Raw genomic sequence first — 13,118 nt, 5'->3', positions numbered from 1 at the left:
CGCTATTAATACCAGCGTTTCTTATTCTGTTTAGAAGCAGTTGATTTTCTTGAATTGTGTGCTTCTTTACTTCGGTTTGAACTGGTTTTTGGTGTATTTTCGTCCGGACTTCCTTCTTTCCAAGCGTACGGATGGTCTTTTACGACTTCAACGTCTACTTTAATTAGTTTCTGAATGTCTTTCCAATAGGGTGCTTCGTCTTTTCCGCAGAATGAAATGGCAACACCGCCGTTTCCTGCACGACCTGTTCGACCAATTCGGTGAACGTAGGTTTCAGGAATATTGGGTAAGTCAAAATTAATCACGTAAGGCAATTGGTCAATGTCAATACCGCGAGCTGCAATATCTGTTGCTACTAAAACGCCAACTTCCTTTTTCTTAAAAGCATCCAAAACGCGCTGACGTGCATTTTGAGATTTGTCGCCGTGAATTGCTTCTGCGGCAACACCTTTGTTTCGTAAAGATTTTACTACATTATCAGCACCGTGTTTTGTTCTTGAAAAAACCAGAACGTCTGATAAGTTTTCTTTAGTAATCAAATGGTGTAGTAAGTTTCGCTTTTCGCTTTTGTCTACAAAATAAACACGTTGTTCTACGTTTTCAGCTGTTGAAGAAACCGGAGAAACAGTTACACTTACCGGATCTTTCAAAAACATTTCTGATAATTCCCGGATTGCCATTGGCATTGTAGCCGAAAACAATAAAGTCTGACGGTTGTCAGGGGTAAGTTTGACAATTTTTTTGACATCGTTTACAAATCCCATGTCTAACATTTGATCCGCTTCGTCTAAAACCAAACAATGTAAATGATCTAAATCAATGTAACCTTGCTTGTTCAAATCTAATAAACGGCCTGGAGTTGCCACTAAAATGTCAATTCCGCTTCGTAACATGTCCACTTGTGGTACTTGAGAAACACCACCAAAAATGGTTAGTGAAGTCAAGTTTGTATATTTTGCGTATTGGTCAAAATTTTGTCCAATTTGAACGGCTAATTCCCTTGTTGGCGTAACTACTAAACAGCGAATTTGTTTGCTTTTTTTTGAAGAACCGACAATTCGGTGCAATTGATGAATGATGGGAATTGCAAAAGCAGCCGTTTTTCCGGTTCCTGTTTGAGCACAACCTATTAGGTCGCGGCCTTGTAAAATAGAAGGGATCGATTGCTCTTGAATTGGTGTTGGTTCCAAATAGCCTAATTCGTAAACGGCTTTTTGTATACTTTTAGAAAGTGATAAATCTTCGAATAACATAAATATAAATTCTTGTAAGTACTCTGAATTAAGTACAAAGAGGTTGCAAAGATAGGATTATTATACGTAATGTTTTAAATTTCTACCATTATGGAATGCTCTTTGTTAGATTTAATACGATAATGTTTCGTTAATTTGATCTGAGTTTTTCTTTTCTTAACTGCATTTTTATAATTTTAGCCTTTCAAAATACTGATTTACCCCATTTTATGCGATTGAAAATTGTCTTATTTTTACTTACTTTTTCTGTAATGCAGTCGTTTGCACAATTTGACAATGGGAATAATCCCGTAAATATTCCGCCTGTAAATTTGCCTCCAATGCCTACGATTTCTCCTGAAAAAAAACCGAGTCTTTGGGATGTAAAACCTAAGGAAGCTGTTGTTCCCAATCCTTGGGACAAACCGAAGGAGCGAGAATTCAATCAGCAAAATGACTTTTTAAATCCTGCTGATCGGTACACTAAGAAAATGAATAGTAACAAGGGTGGCGAAGGAAACGGTGATTATAAAATTTTCAGACGAAACCAGTATTTTGGTGATTTCAAAACCGATTCAGAATCTATTCAAGTGGCCGTTCGCGATCCGCAAGCTATTGATGGTGATTACGTCAAAATCACCCACGACGGAAAGGTGATTTACGCGAGTATTTACTTAGATGCTTATTTTAAAACGCTTGATATTCCATTAAAAAAAGGCTTTAATAGAATTGAATTCGTGGCTTTAAATGAGGGAAGTTCCTTTCCAAACACAGGCGCTTTTTTGATTAAAGACAAAGGAAAAAAGATTTATGAAGAAGAGTGGAACTTGTCTACCGGTTTTAATGCTTCGTTTCTCATCATTAGAGAGTAGCTTAAAACCACTTTCTGGTAAACAAATTCACTAGAATCTTTGGGTCAAGTGTGACAATAAATCGAATGTTTTCTTGGTAATTCTTATCTGCGATCTCCCAACCGTTATTAGAGTAAATTGGAAAATACAGTTCAAAATAATCGGTCACTAAATTCAATCGAATTCCAGAATCATAGACAAACTTTGCATTGCGATTGGTGTTTTTTACAAACCCCAAATCACCATAAACTTCCACCCAATTCCAGATATTAAATCCTGCATTTGTAGTCACCATCCATTGATTTGCAAACGGTGTATCTAATTTTGATTTGAAAGCGCCTTCCGCTAAAATCAATTGCTGGCTAAAAATCCCTGTTTTTTCAGATCGACCGTAGTAATTGTGGTCAAATAAATAATCAGAAGCACGGTCGAGTCCGAAGCTAAAGAAATCAGAATTCGTAGTATTGTATAAAAATGTTCCTGCAAACAAACGCAAATTAATCGTTCGGTTGTTGTTGAAAAGTCGGCGGTATTCTAATTCAACAGAAGCTTTTCCAAATTTTGATGCGACTTGTACATCACCCACAAAATTTACATGTTGCGTCAATTCGGTTTTTGTGCTGAAATATTTTGCGTTAAAAACACTGTAGTTTTCTTTGTTTCCATCAAATTCGGTCACAAATTGCGAAGGTTCTAAATTGACGATCACTTGCCTCAATTGAATTGCTTGTTTGTGATTGCTTCTCATGTCGTCTGGTCGGATTTTAAACAATACCATTGGATTGAGCTTAAAATAACCGGCATCTTCGGCATAATGAAGATAAGTACCACTAACGGCATACTTCGTACTGAAAAAATTACTATCGCGTTGAAATTGATTTAAATGAAACGAAAAATGTCCCGTCAATGAATTTGTTTTTGGCGAATAAATTGGATTCACATCAAAATTGAACGGTTTGTCCAAAATCGTCTTATTGTGAAAGCGGAAACCCGGAGAAAGCCCGTCGTATAAGGTGTAACTGATTGTTGGTACATATAAAATTTGATTGTAGTACGGATCTTCCAAATCCTTCATCAATACAAATTTAAAAGGACGGTTGTTGGGATAAAAACCTTTTAACGACTTCCAGTTGTTCCGCAAATTAAATTCAGGAACTTCATTTTCGTAGTTTAAAACAATTTTATTCACCTTATTTCGAGCAACCGTAAACGTACTGTCGGTGCTAATTCCCGAATACCATTTTTTGAAAACCACCTGGTTATTATTTAATCCGTAAACAGGAATAGGAACCGTCGTATTTGTTTTGTTTTTTATGGTGAAAGTGATGCTGTCATTGGTTTTAGAGACCTCTGAAAATTTATAATCGACAATTTCCCTTGAATGGATAATGGTCTTAAAGAACCAATTGATATCTTCCGAAGATTTGTTTTTTAAAATGGATTCAAAATCGAATTCCGTGACTTTTTTCTCTTGATTGAGACTGTAAAATTGCCGAATACTCTGCGGAACAATCTCGTTTTCTAAATAGTGGTCAAGGTAGTTCAAGCTCAATCCTGCACGGTATTTTGAGGCAATTTGTTCGTTGAATTTGATTAATTTGTCTTTTGCTTCGCCAATAGGTTGGTCCAGGTTTTTTCGAGCCATCAACATATAAAAATAACTGTATTGCTCGTTGAAGTCCAGATTTACCAAATTAAAACTTTTCAGAATCTTTAATTTCGAAATACTTCCCATCATCTTCATATTTGGATAGTACTCGTCAATGTATTTCATCATGGTGTATACTTGAATTCCGTCGTAAATCCAATTGTCTTTGCGTTCGTCAATCGTCATACTGCTTTGCAAAAAGTTATTCAAATACGTTTTTAAAAACTTAATTTCAAACAGGAAATCATCCGGAAATGGACTGATGAAACTGGGCAATTGGTTCAAACCATAAAAAGGATTTCGTTCATAATCAGCTTGCGAAACCACAATATTTTGATGTGGATATGTGCCAATATGTTCCGCAACGTAAGCTGTAATTTGTTTGATCAAAAGCGCTTTTTTTATCTCGTTGAGGTTGTTGTCTTTGATATTGGTTTGCACGTTCAAATTCGGCAAGATGAAAGCTCGGAAATCTGATTTTTTCGATAAATAAATAGAGAATTGAGACCGTTGTGCTCCTTCTAAAACAACTTTTGAACCAACTTGCGTTGTTTTGTTTAAATCCGTTGTCAACTCGTAATGCTGCGGAAGGGTCAAATTGATTTGGTAATCACTGATCGCATTTGAACTGTCGTTCAAGTTTACATTGCTGTACATGGCGAAATGACCGTTATTGAATCGGGCAGGAGTGATGAGCCAATCTTTCAGCATCATATTACCGTTTTCATTATAGCCGTAACCGGTAAATTTATCGCTGGGCAACTTGATTTTATAAGTTATAAAAATAGTGAATTTTTGCAGGGGCAAAAGTTTTTCACGCAAAACCAATTCAATTAAATCCGGATGGTCGCTCGTCCTGCTCCATTCTAAAAACATTTTATTTTGGTCAATAAAAGTCAAATCTGTGGTAAAACCGCGTTCGTCATTTTTGGCTAAATGAAAATTCCGTACAAATTCATCCGAAAATCGTTTGCCTAATGGCGAATATTTGTCGGAATAGGCATTATTCCAATCGTTAAAAATGATTTTTTGCAACGTGTCGTTTGATTGATTAAAGTAAATCAATTCCTGTTGAACAGTCAAAATCTTTTTTTCTGGATTCAACTCCACCGTACAAATACTCGAATGCTGACTCCATAAAAAGGAAGTAAACACGAGGCAAAACAAGTTAAGGAGGAGTTTAAAAGTAGGTTTCAAATGCTTTGTTTTTTGAAAAAAAGTGTTCATATCTTACACATACGAAATGTATTGCAAAAAAAGCGAAAAGTTCGCATAAAAAGTAATTTAGTAACTTTTTTATGCGAACTTTTACGTGGTATTGTTTCTGAATTAGAAATTCGGACTCAAATTATATTTTTTATAAAATGCATCGAGTACTTCGACCACTTCGTCTGCCGTATCTACGATTTTTATAATATTTAAATCATTTGGACTAACGGTTTCTACTTGCTCCACTAAAACAGTTTTGATCCAATCCATTAACCCCGACCAGAATTGAGTTCCCACCAAAATAATTGGGAATTTCGCCACTTTTTTGGTTTGAATTAGAGTGATTGCTTCAAACATTTCATCCAAAGTTCCAAAACCACCCGGCATTACCACGAATCCCTGTGAATATTTCACGAACATTACTTTTCGCACAAAGAAATAGTCAAAATTCAAGTTCTTATCGGTGTCAATATACGGATTGAAGTGTTGCTCGAACGGCAATTCGATGTTCAATCCCACGGACGTTCCGCCACCGGCATGAGCTCCTTTGTTTCCCGCTTCCATTATTCCAGGTCCTCCTCCGGTAATTACTCCGTAACCTGCTTTACTAATTTTATAGGCAATTTGCTCTGTCAATTTATAAGTATCGTGGTCGGCTTTAGTTCGTGCTGAACCAAAAATAGAAACACAAGGGCCAATTCGTCCCATCGTTTCGTAACCATTTACAAATTCGGCCATGATTTTAAAAATCGCCCAAGAATCATTGGTGCGAATTTCATTCCATGTTTTTTGTTTTAATCTATCTTGAATAATTTTATCCTCGTCGTTATCAAAGTCTTCTAATCTCATTTTTGTTCTATTTACTTTTTGTCATTCTGAATTTATTTCAGAATCTCGTTAACTATTCATTTCAGAATTTTTCTTGGGGCTTAATCCTGCTATACGTTCTATCTTTTTATTTTTAAAGAAAAAATGAAAAGTAAGCTACTGCTATCAGGGCTATGGGTTTAAGGATTTGCCGAACTACATCTTTATCAAATCTACAAGTTTTCTTTTTAAATTCAAATTTTGGAGGGGAAACAAACATAGCTTTGGAAGTGGGTTTTGTGATGTTGCATTATTTCAGTTTCCTTTTCTTCGGATTTTGTCTATTTGAAAAGAAGGAAAGAATTTCCACCTTATCTTCTAAAATTCGATAATAAAGAGTGTTTAAGGTTAAAACAACGGCTCTTCTAACTTCTTTTTTAAAATCAGATACTTGAAAAATATGTGGATTTTGCGCTATTAATTTTAAAGTATGCTCAAGTTGAGTAACAAGATTTTGAAGTTCTTTTTCAGTCCAATTTTCTTCAAGGTAAATGATAGTTTTTTGAAGTTCAATAAGTGCATTATCAGTCCAAAGAATTTCATAACCATTTTTCATACAGTTCTCTCGCTTTAGAATGAGAATTTAATTTTCCGGAATCAGCATCTTTTAAACCAAGTTCTATCGATTGTTTTTCGCTTTCAGATATTGAATTCCACCAATCTGAAGTTTCTTTTTTTCTTAAAGCCATAATTTTTTCAATAAGTGAAAAATCCTCTATTGTTGACATCCATTGAATTAATTCCAATTTTTGATTTAAAATGGTGGTTTCAGTATTCATAATTGTGAAATTTTAATAATCAAAGTTAATGATTTAAAAGGGAATTTTAACCAAGTAAAGATTGAAAACAAATGACGAACTAATGAACAGATTCATTAAGTCTCAAGCTCCTTCTTCAAAAACCCAGCAGTATATCCTTTCTTACTTTTCGCCACTTCTTCTGGAGTTCCTTTGGCAACAACCATTCCGCCGCCTTTTCCACCTTCAGGACCAATATCAATAATATAATCGGCAAGTTTAATGACGTCCATATTGTGTTCAATAATAAGGACAGTATTTCCTTTGTCAACCAATTTTTGAATCACATCCATCAAAACGCGAATGTCTTCAAAATGCAAACCAGTGGTTGGTTCATCTAGAATATAAAACGTATTTCCGGTATCTTTTTTAGACAATTCACTGGCTAATTTAATTCGTTGTGCTTCACCTCCAGAAAGTGTGGTGCTTTGTTGACCTAAAGTGATATAACCCAATCCAACATCTTGAATCGTTTTTACTTTTCGGTATATTTTTGGAATCAATTCAAAAAATGGAACTGCTTCATCCACAGTCATATTCAACACATCAGAAATTGATTTTCCCTTGAATCTAATTTCTAAAGTTTCACGGTTAAAACGCTTTCCTTGACACGTTTCACATTCAACGTAAACATCGGGTAAAAAGTTCATTTCAATCGTTCGAACTCCTGAACCTTCACAAGTTTCGCATCGTCCACCTTTGACATTAAAACTAAAACGTCCGGCTTTATAACCTCGGATCATACTTTCAGAAGTCATTGTAAATAACTTTCTAATTTCAGAAAAAACATCCGTATAAGTCGCAGGATTCGAACGTGGCGTTCGTCCAATCGGACTTTGGTCAATGTCAATTACTTTGTCAATAAATTCTAAACCTTCAATCTTTTTGTACGGCATAGGTTTTTTGACACCATTAAAAATATGCGCGTTCAAAATAGGATACAAAGTTTCATTTATCAACGTCGATTTTCCACTTCCAGAAACCCCTGTAATTCCAATTAAAGTTCCCAATGGCAACGAAATCGAAACGTTTTTCAAGTTGTTTCCCGTTGCTCCAGTAAGTTTCATGAAATTGCCATTTCCTTTACGTCGTTCTGTAGGAATTTCAATTTTCAACTTTCCATTTAAATACTGTGCAGTTGTAGTATGCTCCTTCAATAATTGTTTTGGCGTTCCTTGGCTGATGATTTCACCACCAAATTTACCTGCTTTTGGACCAATATCAATCACGTAATCGGCACGTTCAATCATGTCTTTATCGTGTTCAACAACCAAAATAGAATTTCCTAAATCACGTAATTGTTCCAAAGAATGAATCAATTTTTCGTTATCTCTTTGGTGCAAACCAATACTTGGTTCATCCAAAATATACAAAACACCAACTAGTTGCGAACCAATTTGTGTCGCTAATCGAATTCGTTGAGCTTCGCCACCCGAAAGTGATTTTGAACTTCGACTCAACGACAAATAATTCAAGCCAACATTCATTAAAAAGGAAAGTCGGTCGTTGATTTCTTTAATTACCTCGGTTGCAATTCGCTTTTGTTTTGCAGATAAATACTTGTTTAATTTTAAAAACCACTCCGTCAATTCAGAAATATCCATTGCAGAAAGTTCTGCTATATTTCTTTCGTTGATTTTAAAATAAAGTGCTTCTTTTTTCAAACGAGTTCCTTCGCAAACAGGACAAGGAATTTCATCCATAAACTCTTTTGCCCAACGTTTAATTGCGGTTGAAGCATTTTCGTCAAATTGATTTTTGATGAAATGTGCAATTCCTTCAAAATCAATTTTGTATTCTTTTGTAATTCCCAACGTTTTGGAAGCAACTGTAAATTTGTCTTTTCCACCGTTCAAAATCACGTCCATCGCTTCGTCAGAAATGGTCGAAATTGAATCCGTTAATTTGAATTCAAATTTTTCTGCAATGATTTCTAATTGTTTGAAAATCCAAGACGATTTATATTCGCCCAAAGGAGCAAAACCACCCTGTTTAATCGATAATTTCGGATTTGGAACTATTTTTTTAGGATTGATTTCATTAATAATTCCCAAACCGTTGCAAGCAGAACAAGCGCCTTTTGGTGAATTGAATGAAAACAAATTGGGTTCTGGATTTTGATATGAAATTCCCGTAGTTGGACACATTAAATTTCTACTGAAATACCGAATTTCATTCGAATCTTGGTCCAAGATCATCAACACATTTTCTCCATGACTCATTGCTGTATTGATACTTTCAGACAAGCGTTTCTGCGTATCCGGAAGGTCGTCGACAACAATTCTATCAATAACAATTTCGATATCGTGCGTTTTATAACGATCGAGTTTCATTCCTGGCGTAATGTCTTTTACATCACCATTTACTCTAACTTTTACAAAACCTTGTTTGGCAATTTGTTGAAAAAGTTCTGCATAATGTCCTTTTCTCGCTCGAATTACGGGAGCTAAAACATTAATTCTTTTTCCCGCAAATGATTCGTTAATCAATTCCTTTATTTGGTCATCACTATAACTGACCATTTTTTCGCCCGTATTGTAACTGTACGCGTCTGAAGCTCGAGCAAAAAGTAAACGTAAGAAATCGTAAATTTCAGTAATTGTTCCAACGGTTGAACGCGGACTTTTACTTGTAGTTTTTTGTTCAATGGCAATTACTGGTGAAAGTCCGTCTATTTTATCTACGTCGGGACGTTCTAAACCGCCAAGAAATTGTCTGGCATAAGCCGAAAAAGTTTCCACATAACGACGTTGACCTTCCGCATAAATCGTGTCAAAAGCTAGCGATGATTTCCCCGAACCCGAAAGTCCAGTAATTACTACTAATTTTTCACGAGGAATGGAAACGTCTATATTTTTAAGATTGTGGACACGAGCCCCTAAAACTTCAATAAATTGTTCAGTATCTGACATATTTTAACGGTGCGATTTCAAGAATTTTGCCCACAAAGTTAAGCCTTTGCTTTTGTTTATTGAAGTAATTTGTGATTTTGTAAATAAGTGTTAATCGTAATGTAAAACAAGAGTATTGTTTTTTTACACAGGTTTACTTCGACTGTTAGAGCACAGCTCTGGGTCACCAATTAACACTGATTGAAATTAAAAGTGTATTATAAAAAGGAACTAAAATGTATTATTGCCACGAATTGCACCAATTAGTACGAATTATATTTAATTAATTCGTGAAATTTAAAATTTTATATTAGGGTCCATTCTTGCAATTCGTGGCAAAATCTTTAAATAATGCTGCTTACTTTTTTGTCAATTTTGCGAAGATGAAAATGATTACCGCTATAATTGCAATTACGATAAAAATTCCAACACCCATTCCAAGTTTGAAAATTCCGCCAATGACTTCACAACTTTGTAAACTGATTAACATTAATAGGAAGAGGCTGATTCGAGTGATATACTTTTTCATAATTGCTGTTTTTAGTTAATTTGGTGTTTTATAAATTTGTTTGTGGTGAAAACTGTAGGAAAAGCAGGAAGTTATTCTCTGAAAATCTGCAATAACAAACAATACTTCAAATTTCTGCTTTTTGATTCTCTTAATTATTACAACATTTTACGATAAAGTTTCAGATTCTTCGGTTAGAGGTTTACCAACTCTAAAAAAAAGTTTACTTTTACACACCAAACACCACAGCATTATGAGTCAAAAAATATTGCTTACTTCAAAGGAAATCGCAATTATTCTGCATCGTTTGGCCTGTCAATTGATCGAAAAACACCTTGATTTTTCAAATACGATTTTGATTGGAATCCAACCTAGAGGTACTTTCTTAGCCGAACGTTTAAAAACGTTATTGGAAAGTGATTACCAAATTAAAGACGTCGCTTTAGGTTATTTAGACATCACTTTCTTTAGAGACGATTTCCGTCGAACTGATAAACCTTTAGAAGCCAATCAGACAAAAATTGACTTTTTAGTCGAGGGAAAAAACGTGATTTTCATTGACGACGTTTTATATACCGGAAGAAGTATTCGTTCCGCATTGACAGCCATTCAATCGTTTGGTCGTCCTGCCGAAATTGAATTATTAGTCTTGATTGACAGACGTTTCAGTCGACATTTGCCTATTCAACCTGATTATAGAGGTCGTCAAGTAGATGCGATAAACAACCAGAAAGTTATTGTTTCTTGGCAAGAACACGAAACGGAAGACGGCGTTTATTTGGTGACCAATTAAGCGAATTAAAATAAATTTGAAATTACAATTCAACCGATAATAAAAATGAAAGAATTAAGCGTAAATCATTTATTAGGAATCAAATACATCAATAAGAATGATATCGACCTGATTTTTGAAACTGCAGATCATTTTAAAGAAGTCATCAATCGTCCAATTAAAAAAGTGCCTTCGCTAAGGGATATTACCATTGCAAATATCTTTTTTGAAAACAGTACAAGAACCAAATTGTCTTTCGAATTAGCCCAAAAACGGCTTTCGGCTGATGTGATTAGTTTTTCAGCAGCACAATCTTCTGTTAAAAAAGGCGAAACCTTAATTGATACGGTGAATAATATTCTTGCCATGAAAGTGGATATGGTTGTCATGCGTCATTCACACCCCGGTTCAGCTTATTTTTTATCTCAAAATGTAAAGGCAAGTATTATCAACGCTGGAGATGGCGCTCACGAACACCCAACTCAAGGCTTATTGGACAGTTATTCTATTCGAGAAAAGTTGGGAGAAGTTGGTGGCAAAAAAGTAGTTATTGTTGGCGACATTTTACATTCACGAGTGGCGCTTTCTAATATTTATGCACTCCAAATGCAAGGTGCCGAAGTGAAAGTTTGCGGACCAAAAACCTTGATTCCAAAGTACATTGAGTCTTTAGGAGTGACCGTTGAACCAAATTTACGCAAAGCACTAGAATGGTGTGACGTGGCGAATATGTTACGCGTTCAAAATGAGCGAATGGAAATCAATTATTTTCCTTCAACTCGAGAATATGCACAACAATATGGCGTGGATAAAGCGCTTTTAGATTCGTTGAGTAAGGAAATTGTCATCATGCACCCGGGACCAATTAATCGCGGTGTTGAAATTTCATCTGACGTAGCTGATTCGCAACAATCGGTAATTTTGAACCAAGTTGAAAATGGAGTTGCCGTAAGAATGGCGGTAATTTATCTTTTGGCTTCAAAAATAAAATAAAAAGCAGTACATTTAGATTTCATTTATTTTATTAAAAATTTTTGCAAAAGATGAAAGTAACAGTTAAAGGTCATACTACAATAATCAAGGATAATAAGGATGATTTGGGTGAATTTATTTCCAAATTAACGTATGAAATTGGTAATTTCAAAGAACAGAATTTAATTGTTGATTTATCACATTATGGTGCGATTGAAGTCAAACATTTGCTTTTTTTTCATCCACTTTCAACCGACCATAAAAGAAATAAAAAATCGTTCGTGATGGTTGTTTCTGCGACTGATTTTAATGCCTTACCCGATAATTTCACTGCTGTTCCCTCTTTATTAGAAGCACACGATATTATCGAAATGGAGGAAATTGAACGCGACTTGGGTTTCTAAAATTATAATTTTACTAAAAAATACACATTGAATTTAACCGTATTAGGCTGCTATGCGGCAACGCCACGTACACTTACAAATCCTACTTCACAAGTTTTAGAAATGCAAAATCGGTTGTTTCTAATTGATTGTGGTGAAGGAACTCAAGTACAGTTGCGTAAAAATAAAATCAAGTTTTCTAAAATCAATCAGATATTCATTTCGCATTTGCACGGCGACCATTGCTATGGATTAATCGGTTTGGTTTCCACATTTATGTCGCTCGCTCGTGTGAATGATTTACATATTTATGGTCCAAAAGGAATTAAACAAATTATTAATTTGCAGTTGCGGTTATCGAATTCATGGACGAGTTATAAATTAATTTTCCATGAATTAACTTCCACAGAAAGTGAAGTGATTTTTGAAGACGATAAAGTGATTGTTTCCACTATTCCTTTAAAACATCGTGTTTATACGAATGGTTTTTTATTCCAAGAAAAAGTAGGCGAACGAAAACTAGATATTAATGCCGTTCAAGAATATGAAATTGATACGTGTTATTTTCAAAATATAAAAAACGGAAAGGACATTACTTTAGACGACGGCAGAGTTATTCCAAACGAAAAATTATCTTTTGATGCGTTACCGCCCAAAAGTTACGCGTTTTGTTCCGATACTGTTTACGATGAAAGCATTGTCCATTTCATAAAGGACGTTGATGTTTTGTATCATGAATCCACTTTTCTAGATTCTGAAGAACATTTATCAGGGAAAACGATGCATTGCACGGCGAAACAAGCAGCGAAAATTGCATTGAAAGCGAATGTAGGACAATTGGTTTTGGGACATTTTTCGACTAGATATCCATCTATTGAATTGTTTCGAGAAGAAGCAAAGACGATTTTTGAAAATGTTTTATTGGCAGACGATGGAAAGTTTTTTGATTTTGAATAAATCGGTAATTTCAATGAAAATTTAGGGTTTT

12 protein-coding genes are annotated in these 13,118 nt (G+C 34.9%); 5 read left to right on the top strand and 7 right to left on the bottom strand.

Annotated features, from left to right (window positions below):
• Positions 1 to 5: 5 nt before the first annotated feature.
• Positions 6 to 1,253 (bottom strand): DEAD/DEAH box helicase, encoded by a 1,248-nt coding sequence (locus tag YWA_RS0111255; protein WP_022828611.1) that lies wholly within the window; start codon positions 1,251 to 1,253, stop codon positions 6 to 8.
• 209 nt (positions 1,254 to 1,462) lie between these two features.
• On the opposite strand from YWA_RS0111255, the gene YWA_RS15390 reads away from it, so the two are divergent.
• Positions 1,463 to 2,104 carry a hypothetical protein gene (locus YWA_RS15390; RefSeq protein WP_022828610.1) on the top strand — a complete coding sequence of 214 codons (642 nt, stop codon included), beginning with the start codon at positions 1,463 to 1,465 and terminating at the stop codon, positions 2,102 to 2,104.
• Position 2,105: 1 nt separating this feature from the next.
• On the opposite strand, the gene YWA_RS0111245 is transcribed toward YWA_RS15390, so the two are convergent.
• The 6 genes from YWA_RS0111245 to YWA_RS15770 form a co-directional block, all read right to left on the bottom strand.
• Positions 2,106 to 4,886 carry a gluzincin family metallopeptidase gene (locus YWA_RS0111245; protein WP_169627257.1) on the bottom strand — a complete coding sequence of 927 codons (2,781 nt, stop codon included), beginning with the start codon at positions 4,884 to 4,886 and terminating at the stop codon, positions 2,106 to 2,108.
• A 174-nt stretch (positions 4,887 to 5,060) separates the two neighbouring features.
• On the bottom strand, positions 5,061 to 5,789 hold the full coding sequence (locus YWA_RS0111240) for an LOG family protein (protein ID WP_022828608.1): 729 nt from the start codon (positions 5,787 to 5,789) through the stop codon (positions 5,061 to 5,063).
• 268 nt (positions 5,790 to 6,057) lie between these two features.
• Positions 6,058 to 6,363, bottom strand: a complete 306-nt coding sequence (locus YWA_RS0111235; RefSeq protein WP_022828607.1) for a type II toxin-antitoxin system RelE/ParE family toxin — start codon at positions 6,361 to 6,363, stop codon at positions 6,058 to 6,060.
• The gene (locus YWA_RS0111230; protein WP_022828606.1) at positions 6,347 to 6,586 is read right to left on the bottom strand and encodes a hypothetical protein; all 240 of its coding nucleotides are present in this window, start codon (positions 6,584 to 6,586) and stop codon (positions 6,347 to 6,349) included. The genes YWA_RS0111235 and YWA_RS0111230 overlap by 17 nt, the downstream gene beginning before the upstream one ends.
• A 95-nt stretch (positions 6,587 to 6,681) precedes the next feature.
• Entirely contained in the window at positions 6,682 to 9,516 is a 2,835-nt protein-coding gene (uvrA, locus tag YWA_RS0111225; protein WP_022828605.1) for an excinuclease ABC subunit UvrA, read from the bottom strand.
• Positions 9,517 to 9,853: 337 nt separating this feature from the next.
• The gene (locus YWA_RS15770; protein ID WP_022828604.1) at positions 9,854 to 10,024 is read right to left on the bottom strand and encodes a hypothetical protein; all 171 of its coding nucleotides are present in this window, start codon (positions 10,022 to 10,024) and stop codon (positions 9,854 to 9,856) included.
• A gap of 232 nt (positions 10,025 to 10,256) precedes the next feature.
• On the opposite strand from YWA_RS15770, the gene pyrR reads away from it, so the two are divergent.
• From pyrR to YWA_RS0111200, 4 genes are read left to right on the top strand one after another with little or no spacing between them, the layout of a single operon-like run.
• On the top strand, positions 10,257 to 10,796 hold the full coding sequence (gene pyrR, locus YWA_RS0111215) for a bifunctional pyr operon transcriptional regulator/uracil phosphoribosyltransferase PyrR (protein ID WP_022828603.1): 540 nt from the start codon (positions 10,257 to 10,259) through the stop codon (positions 10,794 to 10,796).
• Between the two features lie 45 nt (positions 10,797 to 10,841).
• On the top strand, positions 10,842 to 11,768 hold the full coding sequence (locus tag YWA_RS0111210) for an aspartate carbamoyltransferase catalytic subunit (RefSeq protein ID WP_022828602.1): 927 nt from the start codon (positions 10,842 to 10,844) through the stop codon (positions 11,766 to 11,768).
• 50 nt (positions 11,769 to 11,818) lie between these two features.
• Entirely contained in the window at positions 11,819 to 12,151 is a 333-nt protein-coding gene (locus YWA_RS0111205) for a hypothetical protein (protein ID WP_022828601.1), read from the top strand.
• A gap of 27 nt (positions 12,152 to 12,178) precedes the next feature.
• Positions 12,179 to 13,087 carry a ribonuclease Z gene (locus tag YWA_RS0111200; RefSeq protein WP_022828600.1) on the top strand — a complete coding sequence of 303 codons (909 nt, stop codon included), beginning with the start codon at positions 12,179 to 12,181 and terminating at the stop codon, positions 13,085 to 13,087.
• Positions 13,088 to 13,118: the final 31 nt, after the last annotated feature.

Origin of the sequence: Flavobacterium antarcticum DSM 19726 (assembly GCF_000419685.1) — a bacterium.
Lineage (GTDB): Bacteria > Bacteroidota > Bacteroidia > Flavobacteriales > Flavobacteriaceae > Flavobacterium > Flavobacterium antarcticum.
The sequence above is the reverse complement of the archived record's forward strand: the minus strand, read 5'-3'. Positions and strand labels throughout refer to the sequence as shown.

What these genes read in the sequence shown, in the direction of transcription:
- YWA_RS0111230 (WP_022828606.1), bottom strand. Translation starts at nt 6,586, where the DNA reads ATGAATACTGAAACCACCATTTTAAATCAAAAATTGGAATTAATTCAA.
- YWA_RS0111235 (WP_022828607.1), bottom strand. Translation starts at nt 6,363, where the DNA reads ATGAAAAATGGTTATGAAATTCTTTGGACTGATAATGCACTTATTGAA.
- YWA_RS15770 (WP_022828604.1), bottom strand. Translation starts at nt 10,024, where the DNA reads ATGAAAAAGTATATCACTCGAATCAGCCTCTTCCTATTAATGTTAATC.
- YWA_RS0111205 (WP_022828601.1), top strand. Translation starts at nt 11,819, where the DNA reads ATGAAAGTAACAGTTAAAGGTCATACTACAATAATCAAGGATAATAAG.
- YWA_RS0111240 (WP_022828608.1), bottom strand. Translation starts at nt 5,789, where the DNA reads ATGAGATTAGAAGACTTTGATAACGACGAGGATAAAATTATTCAAGAT.
- YWA_RS15390 (WP_022828610.1), top strand. Translation starts at nt 1,463, where the DNA reads ATGCGATTGAAAATTGTCTTATTTTTACTTACTTTTTCTGTAATGCAG.
- YWA_RS0111210 (WP_022828602.1), top strand. Translation starts at nt 10,842, where the DNA reads ATGAAAGAATTAAGCGTAAATCATTTATTAGGAATCAAATACATCAAT.
- uvrA (WP_022828605.1), bottom strand. Translation starts at nt 9,516, where the DNA reads ATGTCAGATACTGAACAATTTATTGAAGTTTTAGGGGCTCGTGTCCAC.
- pyrR (WP_022828603.1), top strand. Translation starts at nt 10,257, where the DNA reads ATGAGTCAAAAAATATTGCTTACTTCAAAGGAAATCGCAATTATTCTG.
- YWA_RS0111255 (WP_022828611.1), bottom strand. Translation starts at nt 1,253, where the DNA reads ATGTTATTCGAAGATTTATCACTTTCTAAAAGTATACAAAAAGCCGTT.